Source organism: Paraburkholderia mimosarum LMG 23256 = NBRC 106338, from assembly GCF_000739815.1.
Lineage (GTDB): Bacteria > Pseudomonadota > Gammaproteobacteria > Burkholderiales > Burkholderiaceae > Paraburkholderia > Paraburkholderia mimosarum.
The window spans coordinates 194,407-211,242 of record NZ_BBJJ01000008.1; the positions used below are offsets into that span (position 1 = coordinate 194,407).

15 protein-coding genes are annotated in these 16,836 nt (G+C 65.9%); 12 read left to right on the forward strand and 3 right to left on the reverse strand.

All coding sequences use genetic code 11. The features are described 5' to 3' along the window. Window positions 1-76 precede the first annotated feature (76 nt). From BMI01S_RS09575 to BMI01S_RS09585, 3 genes are all read left to right on the forward strand, one after another. The gene (locus BMI01S_RS09575) at window positions 77-403 is read left to right on the forward strand and encodes a YbaB/EbfC family nucleoid-associated protein (protein ID WP_028204938.1); all 327 of its coding nucleotides are present in this window, start codon (window positions 77-79) and stop codon (window positions 401-403) included. 170 nt (window positions 404-573) lie between these two features. Then, window positions 574-1,170, forward strand: a complete 597-nt coding sequence (gene recR, locus BMI01S_RS09580; protein WP_028209915.1) for a recombination mediator RecR — start codon at window positions 574-576, stop codon at window positions 1,168-1,170. 70 nt (window positions 1,171-1,240) lie between these two features. Beyond that, window positions 1,241-2,512: a CaiB/BaiF CoA transferase family protein gene (locus BMI01S_RS09585; protein WP_028209914.1), complete on the forward strand. Its 1,272-nt coding sequence runs from the start codon at window positions 1,241-1,243 to the stop codon at window positions 2,510-2,512. Window positions 2,513-2,685: 173 nt separating this feature from the next. On the opposite strand, the gene BMI01S_RS09590 is transcribed toward BMI01S_RS09585, so the two are convergent. Then, window positions 2,686-3,657 carry an NADPH:quinone oxidoreductase family protein gene (locus BMI01S_RS09590; protein ID WP_028209913.1) on the reverse strand — a complete coding sequence of 324 codons (972 nt, stop codon included), beginning with the start codon at window positions 3,655-3,657 and terminating at the stop codon, window positions 2,686-2,688. A gap of 254 nt (window positions 3,658-3,911) precedes the next feature. On the opposite strand from BMI01S_RS09590, the gene surE reads away from it, so the two are divergent. From surE to BMI01S_RS09615, 5 genes are read left to right on the forward strand one after another with little or no spacing between them, the layout of a single operon-like run. Further along, window positions 3,912-4,673 carry a 5'/3'-nucleotidase SurE gene (surE, locus tag BMI01S_RS09595; RefSeq protein WP_028209912.1) on the forward strand — a complete coding sequence of 254 codons (762 nt, stop codon included), beginning with the start codon at window positions 3,912-3,914 and terminating at the stop codon, window positions 4,671-4,673. Continuing rightward, entirely contained in the window at window positions 4,670-5,740 is a 1,071-nt protein-coding gene (locus tag BMI01S_RS09600; protein ID WP_028230454.1) for a protein-L-isoaspartate(D-aspartate) O-methyltransferase, read from the forward strand. Before surE ends, BMI01S_RS09600 begins: the two co-directional genes overlap by 4 nt. Window positions 5,741-5,745: 5 nt before the next feature. After that, on the forward strand, window positions 5,746-6,651 hold the full coding sequence (locus BMI01S_RS09605) for a peptidoglycan DD-metalloendopeptidase family protein (protein WP_028230453.1): 906 nt from the start codon (window positions 5,746-5,748) through the stop codon (window positions 6,649-6,651). 12 nt (window positions 6,652-6,663) lie between these two features. Beyond that, window positions 6,664-7,779, forward strand: coding sequence for an RNA polymerase sigma factor RpoS (gene rpoS / locus BMI01S_RS09610; RefSeq protein WP_028209909.1), 1,116 nt, complete (start codon window positions 6,664-6,666; stop codon window positions 7,777-7,779). Between the two features lie 19 nt (window positions 7,780-7,798). Next, on the forward strand, window positions 7,799-8,578 hold the full coding sequence (locus BMI01S_RS09615) for a 3'-5' exonuclease (RefSeq protein ID WP_028209908.1): 780 nt from the start codon (window positions 7,799-7,801) through the stop codon (window positions 8,576-8,578). Between the two features lie 37 nt (window positions 8,579-8,615). Here BMI01S_RS09615 and BMI01S_RS09620 read toward each other — a convergent pair whose 3' ends face one another. Then, window positions 8,616-9,497 (reverse strand): endonuclease/exonuclease/phosphatase family protein, encoded by an 882-nt coding sequence (locus BMI01S_RS09620; RefSeq protein WP_028230452.1) that lies wholly within the window; start codon window positions 9,495-9,497, stop codon window positions 8,616-8,618. Window positions 9,498-9,938: 441 nt separating this feature from the next. Between BMI01S_RS09620 and rlmD the strand changes: the two genes are divergently transcribed. Then, window positions 9,939-11,243, forward strand: a complete 1,305-nt coding sequence (gene rlmD / locus BMI01S_RS09625; RefSeq protein ID WP_238327612.1) for a 23S rRNA (uracil(1939)-C(5))-methyltransferase RlmD — start codon at window positions 9,939-9,941, stop codon at window positions 11,241-11,243. Between the two features lie 111 nt (window positions 11,244-11,354). Here the strand turns inward: rlmD and BMI01S_RS09630 are convergent, their stop codons facing one another. Further along, entirely contained in the window at window positions 11,355-12,194 is an 840-nt protein-coding gene (locus BMI01S_RS09630) for an outer membrane protein assembly factor BamD (RefSeq protein WP_042288988.1), read from the reverse strand. A 98-nt stretch (window positions 12,195-12,292) separates the two neighbouring features. Here BMI01S_RS09630 and BMI01S_RS09635 point away from each other — a divergent pair, with 98 nt between their 5' ends. The 3 genes from BMI01S_RS09635 (at window position 12,293) to phaC (ending at window position 16,749) form a co-directional block, all read left to right on the forward strand. Further along, window positions 12,293-13,540, forward strand: coding sequence for an RluA family pseudouridine synthase (locus BMI01S_RS09635; RefSeq protein WP_028209904.1), 1,248 nt, complete (start codon window positions 12,293-12,295; stop codon window positions 13,538-13,540). Beyond that, on the forward strand, window positions 13,537-14,424 hold the full coding sequence (gene pgeF / locus BMI01S_RS09640) for a peptidoglycan editing factor PgeF (RefSeq protein ID WP_028209903.1): 888 nt from the start codon (window positions 13,537-13,539) through the stop codon (window positions 14,422-14,424). The genes BMI01S_RS09635 and pgeF overlap by 4 nt, the downstream gene beginning before the upstream one ends. Before the next feature lie 366 nt (window positions 14,425-14,790). Then, window positions 14,791-16,749: a class I poly(R)-hydroxyalkanoic acid synthase gene (phaC, locus tag BMI01S_RS09645; protein WP_161635518.1), complete on the forward strand. Its 1,959-nt coding sequence runs from the start codon at window positions 14,791-14,793 to the stop codon at window positions 16,747-16,749. Window positions 16,750-16,836: the final 87 nt, after the last annotated feature.

Here is a 16,836-nt window from a genome sequence, read left to right on the forward strand (position 1 = left end):
TGCGCCGCGCGGCGCGAGAGGGCGTCGCGCGCTTTCGGGCGCATGGATTCGAACGACTACAGAAGGAGCAGTGACTATGTTGAAAGGCCAACTCGCCGGGCTCATGAAGCAAGCCCAGCAGATGCAGGAAAACATGAAGAAGATGCAGGAGCAGCTTGCCCAGATCGAAGTCGAGGGTCAGGCTGGCGCCGGTCTCGTCAAGGTCACGATGACCTGCCGCAACGACGTGCGTCGCGTGTCGATCGATCCGAGCCTGCTCGCCGACGACAAGGACATGCTCGAAGACCTCGTGGCCGCGGCGTTCAACGACGCGGTGCGCAAGGCCGAAGCCACGTCGCAGGAAAAGATGGGCGGCATGACCGCCGGTCTGCCGCTGCCGCCGGGCTTCAAGATGCCGTTCTGAGTCACGGTGCGGGCGCTGGCCGGCTTCGGACGGGCCAGTACCCGTTTGCGTGAATCTGGCCGCGATCGGCGCGTCGTGCACGCGCCGGCGTCGAGGCGCCAGAAGCAGATGGACCTGGCCAGAAGGCGCTTACGCGTCAAACTCATTCGCGCGTTCGGCGCTGAATCCGCATGAAACAACCTTCCGCTCTCGCTGCGCTCGTGGAGGCGCTGCGCGTGTTGCCAGGCGTCGGGCCGAAGTCGGCGCAACGCATGGCCTACCACCTGATGCAGCACGACCGCGAGGGCGCGCAAAAACTCGGCAACGCGCTCTTGTTCGCAACCGGGCACCTGAAGCATTGCGAGAAGTGCAATACCTTCACCGAAGCTCAGGTGTGCGAAACTTGCCTCGACGAGGAGCGTGATCCGACGTTGCTGTGCGTCGTCGAAACGCCGGCCGACCAGATCATGCTCGAGCAGACCATGACGTACCGCGGGCTGTATTTCGTGCTGATGGGGCATCTGAGTCCGCTCGACGGCATCGGACCGAAAGAGATCCATTTCGACCGGCTCGTGAAGCGCGCGTCGGACGGCGTCGTCAAGGAAGTGGTGCTCGCAACCAATTTCACGAACGAGGGCGAGGCGACGGCCCATTATCTCGGCCAGACGCTCAAGGCGCGCGGCCTCGCCGTCACGCGCCTCGCACGCGGCGTGCCGGTTGGCGGCGAACTCGAATACGTCGACGCGGGCACCATCGCGCGGGCCATGCTCGACCGGCGCTCGATGTAGCGTTTGCGATGCCTCGATAGCGGCGCATTGCGAGCCGCGCCGCCTCGGCAACAGAACGAAAGGAGACACCATGAGCGCAGCAGCCGCTTCCCCCGAATCCCATGCGAACGCAGCGGGCGCCAAAAGCGCGGGTCCGCTCGCGGGCGTCAAGGTCCTCGAACTCGGCACGCTGATCGCCGGCCCGTTCGCCGCGCGCTTTCTCGGCGAGTTCGGCGCCGAGGTCATCAAGATCGAAGATCCCAAGGGCGGCGACCCGCTGCGCAAGTGGCGCAAGCTCTATCCCGAGGCGGGGGGCACGTCGCTCTGGTGGGCCGTGCAGGCGCGCAACAAGAAGTCCGTCACGGTGAACCTCAAGGCCGAGGAGGGAAAGGAGATCGTCCGGCGGCTCGCGAAGGAAGCCGACATCGTCATCGAGAACTTCCGGCCCGGCCTGCTCGAAAAGCTCGGGCTCGGCTACGACGTCCTTTCGAAAGAGAATCCCGGCCTCGTGATGGTGCGGCTTTCGGGGTACGGCCAGACCGGTCCGTATCGCGACCGTCCGGGCTTCGGCGCGATCGCCGAATCGATGGGCGGCCTGCGCCACATCACCGGTTATCCCGACCTGCCGCCGCCGCGCATCGGCATTTCGATCGGCGACTCGATTGCCGCGTTGCACGGCGTGATCGGCGCGATGATGGCGCTGCATCACCGCAACATGAACGGCGGCAGCGGCCAGATCGTCGATGTCGCGCTCTACGAGGCCGTGTTCAACATGATGGAGAGCGTGGTGCCTGAGTACGGCGTGTACGGCATGGTGCGCGAGCGCACCGGCGCGTCGCTGCCGGGCATCGTGCCGTCGAACACCTATCCGTGCCGCGACGGCAGCATCGTGATCGGCGGCAACAGCGATCCGATCTTCAAGCGCCTGATGACGGCCATCGACCGCGCGGATCTCGCCAACGATGCGCAACTCGCACACAACGACGGCCGCGTGCCGCGCACGGCGGAGATCGACGGCGCGATCGCGGCATGGCTCTCCACGCGCACCATCGACGAGGCACTCGACGTGCTCAACGCGGCCGATGTGCCCGTGGGCCGCATCTACAGTGTGGCCGACATGTTCGCCGATCCGCAATTCGCGGCGCGCCAGATGATCCAGCAGTTCCGCTGGCAGGCGCCGGGTGCGAAGGACGGCGAGGGTGTGGACATCGCGCTGCCCTCGGTCACGCCCAAACTCTCCGCCACGCCGGGCGATACGCGCTGGCTCGGTCCCGCGCTCGGTGAACATACGGAAGAAGTCCTGCAGACGCTGGGATATGACGCAGACCACATCGCGCGGTTGCGCGAGCAACAAGTTATTTAAGGCGGTTCGTCTTCACGACGTTCCACTGCGGCTTCGTGCTGGTCTGCTGGGCGCGATGAACGGGGTGTCTTCGAGGCAGCATCGTCAGCCGTACTCGCTTCGCTGCTCGACAGGCAAAACGGCTCGCACGTCGCGAGCCGTTTTGGTATCGCTGCACGCTTCGCAGTAAGCGATCAGGGCTCGATCACGATCTTGCCCGTCACCTTGCGCGACGCCATGTCCTTGAGCGCCTGCGCGGTATCGGCGAGCTTGTAGCGCTTCGAGACATAGGGCTTGAGCTTGCCTTCGCCGATCCAGCCCACCATCTGCGCGAACGCCGCCGCATTGTGCTGCGGTTCGCGGCGCGCGAAATCTCCCCAGAACACGCCGACGAGGCTCGCGCCCTTGAGCAGCGCGAGATTGAGCGGGAGTCGCGGGATCTCGCCGTTCGCGAAGCCCACGACGAGATAGCGCCCGCGCCAGCCGATGCTGCGAAAGGCAGGCTCCGCATACTCGCCGCCCACCGGGTCGTAGATCACGTCGGGGCCCTGGCCGCCGGTGAGCGCCTTGATGCGCTCGCGCAAGTCCTCGGTGCTGTAGTTGATGGTGGCGTCGGCACCGAAGCGGCGGCACACCTCGAGCTTTTCCTCGCTCGACGCCGCGGCGATCACGCGCGCGCCGAGGACCTTGCCGATCTCCACTGCCGCGAGGCCCACGCCGCCCGCCGCGCCGAGCACGAGCATCGTCTCGCCTGCGCGCAACGCGGCGCGATCGACGACGGCGTGATGCGACGTGCCATAGGCCAGCGTGAAGGCGGCGGCCGTCGCGAAGTCGGCGCCCTCGGGCAGCGCCACGCATGCCGATGCATCGGCAAGCGCCTGCTCGGCGAATGCGCCGGTGCCCACATAAGCCACCACGCGCGTTCCGGGTGCGAGCTTCACGCCTTCGCCCGCGGCGCGCACCACGCCCGCAAGCTCGGCGCCGGGCGTGAAGGGCAGCGGCGGCTTCATCTGATACTTGTTCTCGATGATGAGCACGTCGGGAAAATTGACGGCTGCGGCCTTCACGTCGATCACCACCTGGCCCGCGCCGGGCACGAGGTCGGGCTGCTCTTCGAGCGTGAGCGAGTCGGGCGGGCCGTACTGGTTGCAGCGGATTGCGCGCATCGTGTCTCCTTTCTCTTCTGGTTCGGTTGCGTTCGGTCGTTTCGAGCCTGGGTTCGCTACAGCGGAACAGTGTACGGCAATCCGCTTCGACGCGAACGATCGTGCGATTTATGGTGCCGGGACTGTTGCGGGTGGAGTGCATCGCTTACGCGAACGTGCCGCGGAACGGCGGGCGAACCCGATGTCCGGGGTAGCCACGCAGCCGGGGCCGGGCTGTCGTTCGCGTGCCTTCTTTCCTCGGTTACAATCGCTCGATGCGAATACTACTCAGCAACGACGACGGTTATCTCGCCCCCGGCCTTGCCGCGCTCTACGAAGCGCTCAAGCCGCTCGGCGAAGTCACCGTGATGGCGCCCGAGCAGAACTGCAGCGCTGCATCGAACTCGCTTACGCTGTGGCGCCCGCTGTCGGTGCTGCGCTCCGCGACGACCGGCTTCTACTACGTGAACGGCACGCCCACCGACTCGGTGCATATCGCGCTCACGGGCATGCTAGACCACCAACCCGACCTCGTGGTCTCCGGCATCAACAACGGCCAGAACATGGGCGAGGACACGCTCTACTCGGGCACGGTGGCCGCGGCGACCGAAGGCATCATGTTCGGCGTGCCGGCCATTGCGTTCTCGCTGGTCGACAAGGACTGGATGCATCTCGATTCCGCCGCGCGCGTCGCGGCCGGGATCGTCGCGCATTACCTCGCGAATCCGCTGCCCGGTCATCCGCTCCTGAACGTCAACATTCCGAACCTGCCGTATGACGAGCTTGGCGAATGGCGCGTCACGCGCCTCGGCAAGCGTCATCCTTCGCAGCCCGTGATCCGCGAGACCAATCCGCGAGGCGAGCCGATCTACTGGATCGGGCCGTCGGGCAGCGCGCGCGACGCAAGCGAGGGCACGGACTTCCACGCGGTATCGAACGGCCACGTGTCGATCACGCCGCTGCAACTCGATCTCACCCACACACAGATGCTCCCCGCGACGCACGACTGGGCGCGCAAGGGCGGCAGCGCTTCATGACGGGCGAGCGCACGAAGCGTTTTCCCCTTGGGCTCGCGGATCTCGTGCGTGAGACGCGCAGGCACGACACGCGGCCCGGCGACGCGCGCACGCCGCTGGCAGGCGCGGGCAACGGGAGCCCTTCGAAGCCAGGCGCTGGCGCAGGTGCGAAGCCAGGGGCAACGCTCGTTGCGAAGTCCACGGCAAACGCGCCGTTCAAAGCGTCGCCTGCGAAGCCCGTCAATGGCAAGCCGGCGAGCGCCAAGCCGGTCGCGGCGGGCGCCAAGCCGTCGACTGCCATCAAGACCACGCTCGCGGCCGGCAACGTTGGGTCGGCGCGCGCGGTTCCCTCTGGCGCTGCAACTGCGCCGCGCCCCGCGGCGTCCGTCACGGGCGCACCTGGCGTTGCGCTCAACGGCGCCCACGCATTGACTTCGGAACGCGTTCGCGAACGCATGGTCGAACGGCTGCGTGCAAACGGCATCGCCGATGCGCGCGTGCTTCAGGCACTCGCGGCCGTGCCGCGTCACATGTTCGTCGACCCGGGCCTCGCTACCCAGGCCTACGAAGACGCGGCGCTGCCGATCGGTCATCACCAGACCATCTCGAAGCCTTCGGTGGTCGCGCGGATGCTCGAACTGGCGGGCGCGGGCCGAGTGCTGGAGCGCGTGCTGGAAATCGGCACCGGTTGCGGCTATCAGGCGGCGGTGCTGAGCCAGATTGCACGCGACGTGTATTCCATTGAACGCATCAAGCCGTTATACGAGCGCGCGAAGACGAATCTTCGTCCGCTGCGTATTCCGAATATCCGCTTGCACTACGGCGACGGACGGCTCGGTTTGCCGTCGGCGGCGCCGTTCGACGCGATCGTGATCGCCGCCGCGGGCTTCGACGTGCCGCAGGCGCTGCGCGAGCAACTCGCCATCGGCGGGCGGCTCGTGGCGCCCGTCGCCGTATCGGGGGCGGCGGGCGGCGCTGGCGAAGCCACGCAGGTTCTGACGCTCGTCGAGCGCACGGGGCCGGCGCAGTGGCGTGAGTCGCGCCTCGATCGCGTTTTCTTTGTCCCCTTAAAATCTGGAGTGATCTGAATCCGATGAGTATGTTGCGCGCGATCCAAAGAAACCGCCTGACTGTCGATCTGACCGCAGCCGCTCGTGGCGCTTCGGTCATCGCGCTCTGTCTTCTGACCGCATGCGCCACGCGACTCGATCAGGCGCCCGTCGTCGACCGCACGGCGCCGCTGGGCACGGCGGCGCAGCCACCTGTGCCGCTCGGGCCGCCGCCTCCGGGATATTACCGGGTGAAGCCGGGCGACACTCTCTATAGGATTGCGCTCGAAAACGGCCAGAATTATCGCGACATCGCGACGTGGAACAATCTCACCAATCCGAACCAGATCGAGGTAGATCAGTTGCTGCGCGTGGTGCCGCCTGGTGCGGGCACGGCGTCGGCATACACGCCAGGTGTCGTGACCGCGCCGGTTCCGGGCGTGGGCGCGGCGCTGGGCGCGCCGGCAGCAGGAGGGCCGGCGCAGCCGCCGATCTACGGTTCGGGTGCGAATGCAGCGGCGCCGTCTGCCGCGGTGCCTCCCCAGCCGGCTGCGAGCGGCGGCGACATGGCCGCGGCGCCGGGCAACATCGCGCTTGCATGGCCGGTGCGTGGTCCGGTGCTCAACGGCTTCGACGATTCGAAGAACAAGGGCATCAATATCGGTGGTGCGCCGGGCGATTCCGTCAAGGCAGCAGGCGACGGACGCGTGGTTTATGCCGGAAATGGGCTGCGCGGTTACGGCAATCTCATTATCATCAAGCATGACGCGACGTTTCTGACCGCGTACGCACACAACCGGGCTTTGATGGTAAAAGAAGGGGATGCAGTCACCAAAGGTCAGAAGATCGCGGAAATGGGCAATACCGACTCAGACAGGGTGATGCTGCATTTCGAAGTACGCCGTCAGGGCAAGCCCGTCGACCCACTGAAGTACTTGCCGCCGCAATAAAGCGAGCCGACTATGCCGAAATCGAAGCGCCGTCTGCAGCAATCCGAGTCTGACAGCCAAGCCGCCCAGGTTTCGGTGGAGGACGGCGCGCAGTCGGGCGACGACGACGCGTTGCCCGAGCCTGGAAGCAGCCGTGACTATGACGAGCGCGAAGAGCGCGACGAGCCGGAAGAGCGCGATTCTGCGACCGACGAAGGCGGTGCGGGCGAGGGTGCCGAAGCCGCCGATGCCGCGCCCGATGCCGACGATTTCCGCGCCATGCTGCAGGCCGAACTCACGGCCGACACCATTCAGCATTATCTGAACCGGATCAGCGTGAAGCCGCTGCTCACCGTCGAGGAAGAGCAGCGCTACTCGCGCCTTGCCAAGGCGGGTGAGTTCGAGGCGCGCCAGGTCATGATCGAGCGCAATCTGCGCCTCGTGGTCAGCATTGCCAAGGGGTATCTCAATCGCGGCGTGCCGCTGCTCGATCTGATCGAGGAGGGCAATCTCGGTCTCATGCACGCGATAGAGAAGTTCGATCCGACACGCGGCTTTCGCTTCTCGACTTATGCCACCTGGTGGATCCGCCAGAGCATCGAACGCGCGATCATGAACCAGGCGCGCACGGTGCGCCTGCCGGTGCACGTGATTCGCGAACTGAACCAGGTGCTGCGCGCGAAGCGCCATCTGGAAAAGAACTCGCTCAACGCCGACTCGGCCTCGGAGCGGCGCGACGCGAGCATCGACGACATCGCTTACCTCACGGGCAAGACCACCGAGGAAGTCACCGACATTCTCGCGCTCAACGAGCACACGGCATCGCTCGATGCGCCGCTCGACCTCGACCCGGCCAGCAGCCTGCTGGACCTGCTCTCCGACGACCAGAGCCAGTCGCCCGATGCGGAGGTGCAGCATCGCGAACTGGAAACGCTTACACGCGCGTGGCTCGGGCGGTTATCCGACAAGCATCGCCACGTCATCGAGCGGCGCTTCGGCCTGAACCATATCGAGCCGGCCACGCTCGAAGAGCTGGCCGACGAAATGGGCCTCACCCGCGAGCGCGTGCGGCAGATCCAGCAGGAAGCGCTGGTGCGCCTCAAGCGCTTTTTCGCTTCGAACGGCGTGCGCAAAGACGCCGTTCTCTAACACCTCGCAGTCCGACTGAATGACAGTTCCCGTACTCGTATTCGACATCGAGACGATTCCCGATGTCGACGGCATTCGCCGTCTCGAAGATCTGCCCGCCTCGCTCACCGACACCGAAGTGGCCGAGCATGCCTTCGCGGCACGCCGCGAGAAGACCGGCAGCGATTTCTTGCCGCATCATCTGCAGCGCGTGGCCGCGATCTCGTGCGTGTTTCGCGACGGGCAGGGCTTTCGTGTGCGCTCGCTCGGCACGCCCGAAGACGGCGAAGCGCGCCTGATCGACTCGTTCTATCGCACGATCGAAAAGTACTCGCCGCAACTCGTGTCCTGGAACGGCGGCGGCTTCGACTTGCCGGTGCTGCACTATCGTGCGCTCGTGCACGGCATTCGCGCCGTGCGCTACTGGGAAATGGGCGACGAGGACCGCGAGTTCAAGTGGAACAACTACATCAGCCGCTATCACACGCGGCATACGGACTTGATGGATCTGCTCGCGATGTACCAGCCGCGCGCGAATGCGCCGCTCGACGCGCTCGCGAAGCTCTGCGGTTTTCCCGGCAAGCTCGGCATGGATGGCGGCCAGGTGTGGACGGCGTTCCAGCAAGGCCGCATCGAGGAGATCCGCAATTATTGCGAAACCGACGTCGTCAACACCTACCTGCTCTATTGCCGGTTTCAGATGATGCGCGGTGGATTCACCGAGCGCGAATATGCGGATGAGATCGAGTTTGTGAAGCAGTCGCTCGCGGCGGAGACCGCACCGCATTGGGGCGAGTACTTGAGCGCATTCGAGCGCTGAACACCGACCGAACGGCCGCGCGGCCCACCGACTACCGTCAATCCAGTTCGAGCACGATCGGCTGGTGATCCGAAGCCTGGGTCAGGCCGTCTATCTCGCACCGACGCAGGCGCGCTCGCAAATCCTCGGTGACAAAGACGAAATCGCACGTGAGCGGCCCATCCGACCATTGCGCCGTGTCATACACGCCCGCCGTGTGCGGCGGCGTCGCGCCGGGGTGGAGCGCCATCCACGCGTCGATGAAGGCGGGGCTGCCCGCGAGGGGCTCGAGCATGCGCGTGTACGCCTCGCTGCCCCACGCGCTGTTGAAGTCGCCGCAGACGATCGCGGCGGCAGGCCGCGCGGTGCGCGCGAACGGGCCGACGTCGTTTTCCGCGCGTGCGGGGTGCGCCGCATGATCGGCGGCTTCCTGCTGCAAGCGCCGCAGCTCGTCAACCTGCGCGAGCCGCTGTCGCAGCGAATAGAACTCCAGATGCGTGACCAGCACCCGCAGCGCGCCGCCCGGTGCATCGACTACCGCTTCGAGCGCGACGCGCTGCATCGACGGCGCCGTCGAGTCGGCAGGCCACGGCAGGGTGTGGCGAAACACCTGCGCAACGGGCAGGCGGGTGGCGAGTGCGTTGCCGAACTGGCGGCGCGGCGCGGGCGCCGCGTTTTGACTGGAGGCCTGGGCGTTGGGCAATGCCGGTAAATCGGCGCCGATCGCCTCGATCACCGTATAGCCGGGCAGCAGCGTCCGGAGTTCCGCGAACTGATCGTCGCCAGGGCCGCCCGGCAACGCGCGAAAGCCGCACGTGACTTCCTGCAGGCACAGCACGTCGAAGTCGGCGAGGCGCTGGGCCTCACGCACCGTGCGTGCAAGGTCGACGTTGCCCGAGGCGTCACGTCCCCATTGAACATTCCAGCTCACCAGTTTCATCTTCGTGCTCCTTGCCCGGCGCGGCGGTGGTCTACGCAGGTTCAACCCTGGCCCGTTTTTACCGGCATGCTGTTTCATATATTTTCTGGCGCGCGGCGGGAGTGTGAACGCATATGGCGCGCCCGAAGCATGCATCGCTGTAGCGATCAGTGCGAGGCTGAGGCGACGAAGTCGAAAAGGGCGTCGAGGGCGCCGGTCCCGACATCGACTACAATCTCGCCTTCGCCCACAATTCACTCATTGTCAGTCAGGAAACCGCTGGTGTCTCAAGCTGCCCCCGACCCTCAAGCCGAGCCTGTTCAGGCCCCGTCCGTGCAGGCCGAGCACGTGCCGTCCGCTCCCGCGAAGAAACGCAGCAAGCGCGAACGCCGCGCCGAAAAGCGCGCCGCGATTGAAGCCTCGGTCGCTCATGCCCCCATTCTCGAGATCGAGTCGCTCGACATGGAGGCGCGCGGCGTCGGCCGCACCGTCACCGAGACGGGCGAGCCCGGCAAGGTCATCTTCGTCGAGGGCGCGCTGCCGGGCGAGCGCGTGACCTACCTGAGCTATCGCAAGAAGCCCACGTTCGAACAGGCGCAGGTGGTGAACGTGCTGCGCGAGAGCGCGATCCGCACGAAGCCGAAGTGCGCGTTTTTCGGCACCTGCGGGGGCTGCTCGATGCAGCATCTCGACGTGCGCGCGCAGATCGCCGTCAAGCAGCGCGTGCTCGAGGACAACCTCCTGCACATCTCGAAGGTCCGTTCGGAGACGATGTTCCGGCCGATTCACGGCCCGTCGTGGGGCTACCGCTATCGCGCGCGCCTCACGGTGCGCAACGTGCCGAAGAAGGGTGGCGTGCTGGTGGGCTTCCACGAGAAGAAGAGCAGCTACGTGGCCGACATGACGAGCTGTGAAGTGCTGCCGCCGAACGTGTCGGCGATGCTCGTGCCGCTGCGCCATCTCGTGGCGGCGCTGTCGATTCGCGATCGCATGCCGCAGATCGAGCTTGCCGTCGGTTCGAGCGTGACGGCGCTCGTGCTGCGTATTCTCGAGCCGCTCACGGCAGCCGACGAAGCCCTGCTGCGCGCCTTCGCCGACGAACACAACGTGCAGTTCTGGCTGCAGCCGAAGGGCCCGGACTCCGTGTTCCCGTTCTATCCGCTCGACAAGGCACTGGACTACACGCTGCCGGAGTTCGGCATCCGCATGCCGTTCAAGCCGACGGACTTCACGCAGGTCAACCACCAGATCAACCGCGTGCTAGTGGGCCGCGCGCTGCGCCTGCTCGCGCCGGCACCGGGCGATCGCGTGCTCGACCTGTTCTGTGGCATCGGCAACTTCACGCTGCCGCTCGCCCGTCTCGCACGCGAAGTCGTGGGCATCGAAGGCAGCGATACGCTGACCGCCCGCGCGCTGGAGAACGCCCGTGCCAACGGCGTGGACGGTCATACGTCGTTTGCATGCCGCAACCTGTTCGAAGTCACCGCCGACGACATGCGCGCGCTGGGCCGCTTCGACAAGTTCCTCGTCGACCCGCCGCGCGAAGGTGCGCTTGCCGTTTGCCAGGCGCTCGCGGAAATCGCGCAGAGCGGCGAGGGTCCGCTGCCGAGGCGCATCGTGTACGTCTCGTGCAGCCCTGGGACGCTGGCGCGCGATGCCGGGGTGCTCGTCAACGAGGCCGGCTACCGGCTGAAGGGCGCGGGCGTCGTCAACATGTTCCCGCACACGTCGCACGTGGAGTCGATCGCGCTGTTCGAACGCGATTGAAGATGTCCACGCAGCGCAGGCGTTACGCCTGCGTTGTCGCTGAATAAAAAAACGCCACGGAAATCCGTGGCGTTTTGCGTTTCGACTTACGTCAACAACGAGGCGCGGCGATCACCAGATCTGCCACCAGGACTTGTCTTCCTTGGTGGGGCGCGCGTGGCCGGTGATGTACGGGCTGTCCGGGAAGGTGCCCGCGAGCACGCGGCGCGTGTCTTCGGCGAGCTGCGGCTGATCGAGCTTCTGGTACGACAGGATCATGATGTGCAGTGCGTCCTCGATTGCCGGCGCGCTCTTGTACTCCTGGATCGCGAGCTGCGCGCGGTTGATGGCCGCCACATAGGCGCCGCGGCGATAGTAGTAATCGGCCGCGTGGACCTCGTGGGAGGCGAGCGCGTTCACGATGTAGCGCATGCGCTGCGCTGCGTCCGGTGCGTACTTGCTCTGCGGATACTTGTCGACCACGACCTTGAATGCGTCATACGACTCGCGCAGCGACTTCGGGTCGCGCTCGCTCATGTCCTGGCCCGAGAAGCGGCCGAACAGACCGAGGTCGTCGTTGAAGTGGATCATGCCCTTGAGATAGTACGCGTAGGCGACGTCCGGGTGATCCGGGTGCAACTGGATGAAGCGGTTGATCGCCTGGTCGGCAGCGTCGTTCTCGTTGTCCTTCCAGTCGCAGTAGGCAACGTTGATCTGCGCCTGCTGGGCGAAATGGCCGAACGGGTCACGGCCCTGCAGCGCCTCGAAGTACTTCGCGCACTTGCCCCAGTCGCCGCCGGAGAGCGCGTCCTGGGCCTCCGTATATAATTTGTTGTTGTTCCACGCAGCCGTTTCGTCGGTTTTTTCCGGCAGGCCGTGGCAGGCCGCGACGACAGCGAGCGCGGCGCCGCAGGCAGCGAGCCGAACCATGTTGCCAATCTTGCCGAGCGTCTGTGCTCGCGTCGCGCGCATTGCGTTTCGGGCCACTGCGTGTTGGGCCAGTTTCGTAATCGTGTTCAAGGCTCGCATTTATCCAGTCCAGCTTCAGGTCCACAGGTGACCCAGACTCAATGACCCGTTCAGTTATTCCGGGGGCCGGCGCTCCCGGCGCCCAAAACAGCATCAGCGATTATAGCCTGGGCGATGCGCCCGATGACGCAGGCGCCAGCGAGGCGCTAGAGGATGAACTCGCCGGAGAAGACGCCGTTGGCGCCCCGCGCACGCGCGGCGGCGAAGCACCGCGCTCGATTGAGGTGCCAGATGACCTGGCCGGCGAGCGGCTCGACAAGGTGCTCGCCAGACTGTTTCCCGAATTTTCGCGCAGCCGGCTGCAGGGCTGGATCGAAGAGCAGCGGGTGCACGTGGACGGCAAGCCGGCCAAGGTGCGCCAGCCCGTGCCGCTCGGCGCGACCATCGAGCTCGTGCCCGACCTGCTGCCCGAGCAGCTCGCGTTCACGCCCGAGCCGGTGCCGCTCGACGTCGTGTACGAAGACGACGCGATCGTCGTCATCAACAAGCCAGCGGGGCTCGTCGTGCATCCGGCGGCGGGCAACTGGAGCGGCACGCTCCTCAACGGTCTTCTGCACCGCTACGGCGAAGCCGCGGCGGGCCTGCCGCGCGCGGGCATCGTCCATCGTCTGGACAAGGAGACCTCCGGCCTGATGGTCGTCGCCCGCACGCTCGAAGCGCAGACCGATCTCGTGCGCCAGTTGCAGGCGCGCACGGTCAAGCGTCGCTACCTCGCGCTCGTTTGGGGCAACATGCCCGACAAAGGCACGATCGACGCGCCGATCGGCCGCGATCCGCGCGAGCGCACGCGTATGTCCGTCGTCAAGGGCGCGGCGGGCAAGCCCGCGCGCACGCACTTCCGGCGCATCGACAAGACGGTGTGGCAGAACCAGCCCGTGAGCGCGATCCATTGCGACCTGGAAACGGGCCGCACCCACCAGATCCGCGTGCATTGCGCGCACATCGGCCATCCGCTGCTGGGCGACCCCGTGTACGGCCATGCGCGCGGCAAGCGCTCGGTGGCGGCGTTGCCCGACGGTTTTGCGCGCCAGGCGCTGCACGCCTGGCGCCTTGGCCTCGTCCATCCGGTGACGGGCCGTTCGATGCAATGGCGCGCCGAAGTCCCCGACGACATGGATGCGCTGATCGAGGCGCTCGGCTTCGGCAGCGAGGAAGACGACGAACCCGGCTTCGATGACGACATGTTCGACAGCGCCTACACCGATGAAGGCTATGTGATCGGCAGCGACGAAGACGACTACGAAGAAGACGAAGAAGACGATCAGCAAGACGAGGACAAGCACGCATGACGACCTGCCCGGAACTGACATCCGCCGATTTGCTGCACCCCGACTGGCAGGTTTCGCCGCGCGTGCGCGCGCTGGTGACGACACGCAACGGTGGCGTGAGCGAGCCGCCTTTCGGGCGCTGGCAGGCGACGCAGGCAGAACAGGGCGCTGCGGGTGACGAGGGCATCGAGCTGCCCGGCGGTCTGAACCTCGGGCGCGGTTGCGGCGACGATCTGGTGCATGTCGAGGCGAACCGCGAACGGCTGCTCGCACTTGCGGGCGTGCCTGCTGCGTGGCTCAAGCAAGTCCACGGTCCGATCGTGGTCGATGCCGCCGCGGCGCTCGCCGCCGCGCGCGCGGGCGCACCGCTCGAAGCCGATGCGAGCGTGACGGCCGAGCCCGGCATTGCCTGCACGGTGATGGTGGCCGACTGCATGCCCGTCCTGCTCTGCGATGGCGCGGGCCGTGCCGTGGGCGCCGCGCACGCGGGCTGGCGCGGACTGGCCGCGGGCGTCATCGAGCGCACGGCCGAGCGCGTCGCTGCGCTCGCGGGCTGTTCGCCTGCCGATCTGCATGCGTACCTCGGCCCCGCGATCGGGCCCACGGCCTTCGAGGTCGGCGCAGAAGTGCGCGAGGCCTTCATGTCCCACGTAGAGCGTCTTGAGACGGCGCAACGCGAGGTTCATCGTGCAGCCACCGCTGCGGCTTTCGTCGCGCGCCCCGAGGCAAGCGGCAAATTCCTCGCCGATCTCGCCGCACTCGCGCGGCTGCGGCTCGACGCGCTCGGCATACGCCGCGTGAGCGGTGGCGACATGTGCACGGTTTCGCAGCGCGAGCGCTTCTATTCGTATCGGCGGGACCGCATCACGGGCCGGATGGCGGCACTGATCTGGCTCCAGGGTTGACCCATATCAGGCTATTTTTGCTGCACCGCATCGAAGCTCCGCTGCCGCCGTGCAAATGCCCGGAGCGTGAAATCCCTGAACGCTCCCTCGAATGGCAAGCGCTTGCGGAGGCGGCGGATTTTTGTGCGCCGGGACGCACAACGATGTGTCGCACGGGTTAAACAATTGATTACATCGGGAAAACGATAATTAAAAAAATATCGCGCTGCGGCAAAATCGGGCACAAGCATTGACACGCTTTGCAATGGGGAGCAAGAATGTCCTTTCACCCACGGGACAGGACGTGACGAGCGCCGCAACGGCGCCCGTATGCGTACCCACCTGCCTCTCAACCAGTCCTTCGGGACACATCGGTCAAAAGCAGGCATGACGGCATCTCAACGTTCCAAAACTGCCCAGGGCACGGGCGCTTCAACTGATGGTGCAACGCGCTTCACTCAGCCTTTCGCTCCTGACGCAGCCAGCATGCAGCAGTATCTCGACGCGTGGACGAACGCGTGGAAGAGCGCCTTGAATGCCGCGCAGCAAGCGGGCGGCGCAGCGCAGCAGGCGCCGCTCGGCGGCCTCGCAGGCAACTGGTGGCCACCCGCCAACGGTGCGCCGAACAATCCCTTCAGTGCGCCCAGGCCCTTTGGCGAAGCCAACCCCTTCGCCGGAGTGAACCCCTTCAGCGGTGCCACGCCGTTCGGCATGGCGAACCCGTTCGAGGCCTTGAAGCTTCCTACGGCGTCGATCGAACCCACGCGCCTTCAGCATCTGCAGTCGGAATATTCGCGCGATGCACTCGATTTGCTACGCCAGGCTACCGATGCAACACCGAAGCCGCCGGATCTCAAGGACAAGCGCTTCAGCTCCGACGCCTGGAAGGCGACGCCCGGCTATGCGTTCACGGCCGCGTGGTACCTGCTCAATGCGCGCTACCTGCATGAACTCGTCGACGCGATCGACACCGATCCGAAAACGCGCGAGCGCATTCGCTTCGCCGTCCAGCAGTGGACCGCGGCGGCGTCGCCCAGCAACTTCCTCGCACTCAACCCCGACGCGCAGAACGCATTGCTCGAAAGCAAGGGCGAGAGTCTGCGTCAGGGCGTGATGAACCTGCTCGGCGACATGACGCGCGGCAAGATCTCGCAAACCGACGAATCGCGCTTCGTGGTGGGCCGCAATCTCGCGACCACCGAGGGCTCGGTGGTGTTCGAGAACGCGCTCTTTCAGCTGATCCAGTACAAGCCGCGCACGGCCACGGTGCGCGAACGGCCGCTTCTGATCGTGCCGCCGTGCATCAACAAGTACTACATCCTGGACCTGCAGCCCGAGAACTCGCTCGTCGCCTATGCGCTGGAGCAGGGGCAGCAGGTGTTCCTCGTCTCCTGGCACAACGGTGACGCGTCGATCGCGCATAAAACCTGGGACGATTACGTGCAGGAAGGCGTGCTCACGGCCATCGACACGACGCGCAGCATCAGCGGCCGCGAGCAGATCAACACGCTCGGCTTCTGCGTGGGCGGCACGCTGCTCGCCACGGCGCTGGCCGTCGCGGCCGCGCGCGGCGAGCATCCCGTTTCGTCGATGACGCTGCTTACGGCGATGCTCGATTTCGCCGATACGGGCGTGCTCGACGTGTTCGTCGACGAAGCGCATGTGCAGATGCGCGAACAGACCATCGGGGGCAAGAATGGCAGCGCGCCGGGGCTCATGCGCGGCGTCGAGTTCGCGAACGCGTTCTCGTTCCTGCGGCCCAACGATCTGGTCTGGAACTACGTCGTCGACAACTACCTGAAGGGGCGCACGCCCGCGCCGTTCGACCTGCTGTTCTGGAACAGCGATTCCACGAGCCTGCCGGGGCCGATGTACGCGTGGTACCTGCGCAATACCTATCTCGAGAACAAACTGCGGGAGCCGGGCGCGCTCACGGTGTGCGGCGAGGAAGTGGACCTTTCGCGCATCGACGTGCCGACTTTTATCTACGGTTCGCGCGAGGATCACATCGTACCGTGGCGCACGGCGTATGCATCGGTGCCGCTCCTCTCCGGGCCGCTGAAGTTCGTGCTCGGAGCGTCGGGCCATATCGCGGGCGTGATCAATCCGCCTTCGAAGAACAAGCGCAGCTTCTGGACCATCGAAGCCGACGCGAAGCATCTGCCCGAAGAGGCCGACGACTGGTTCGCTGCTGCCGAGGAAAAGCCGGGCAGCTGGTGGCCGACCTGGGCCGAATGGCTCGATCAGTATGGCGGCAAGAAGGTGAAGCCGCATGCGCAAGCCGGCTCGGCGGAATTCCCCGAGATCGAGCCGGCGCCGGGGCGCTACGTGCAGCAGCGCGACTAACGCACTTGCTGCGGAAATCGGATTAACAACTTGACGGGCGGGGCAGCAACTTCCAATCGCCCGGAGGATCTGGAAATGACTGATATC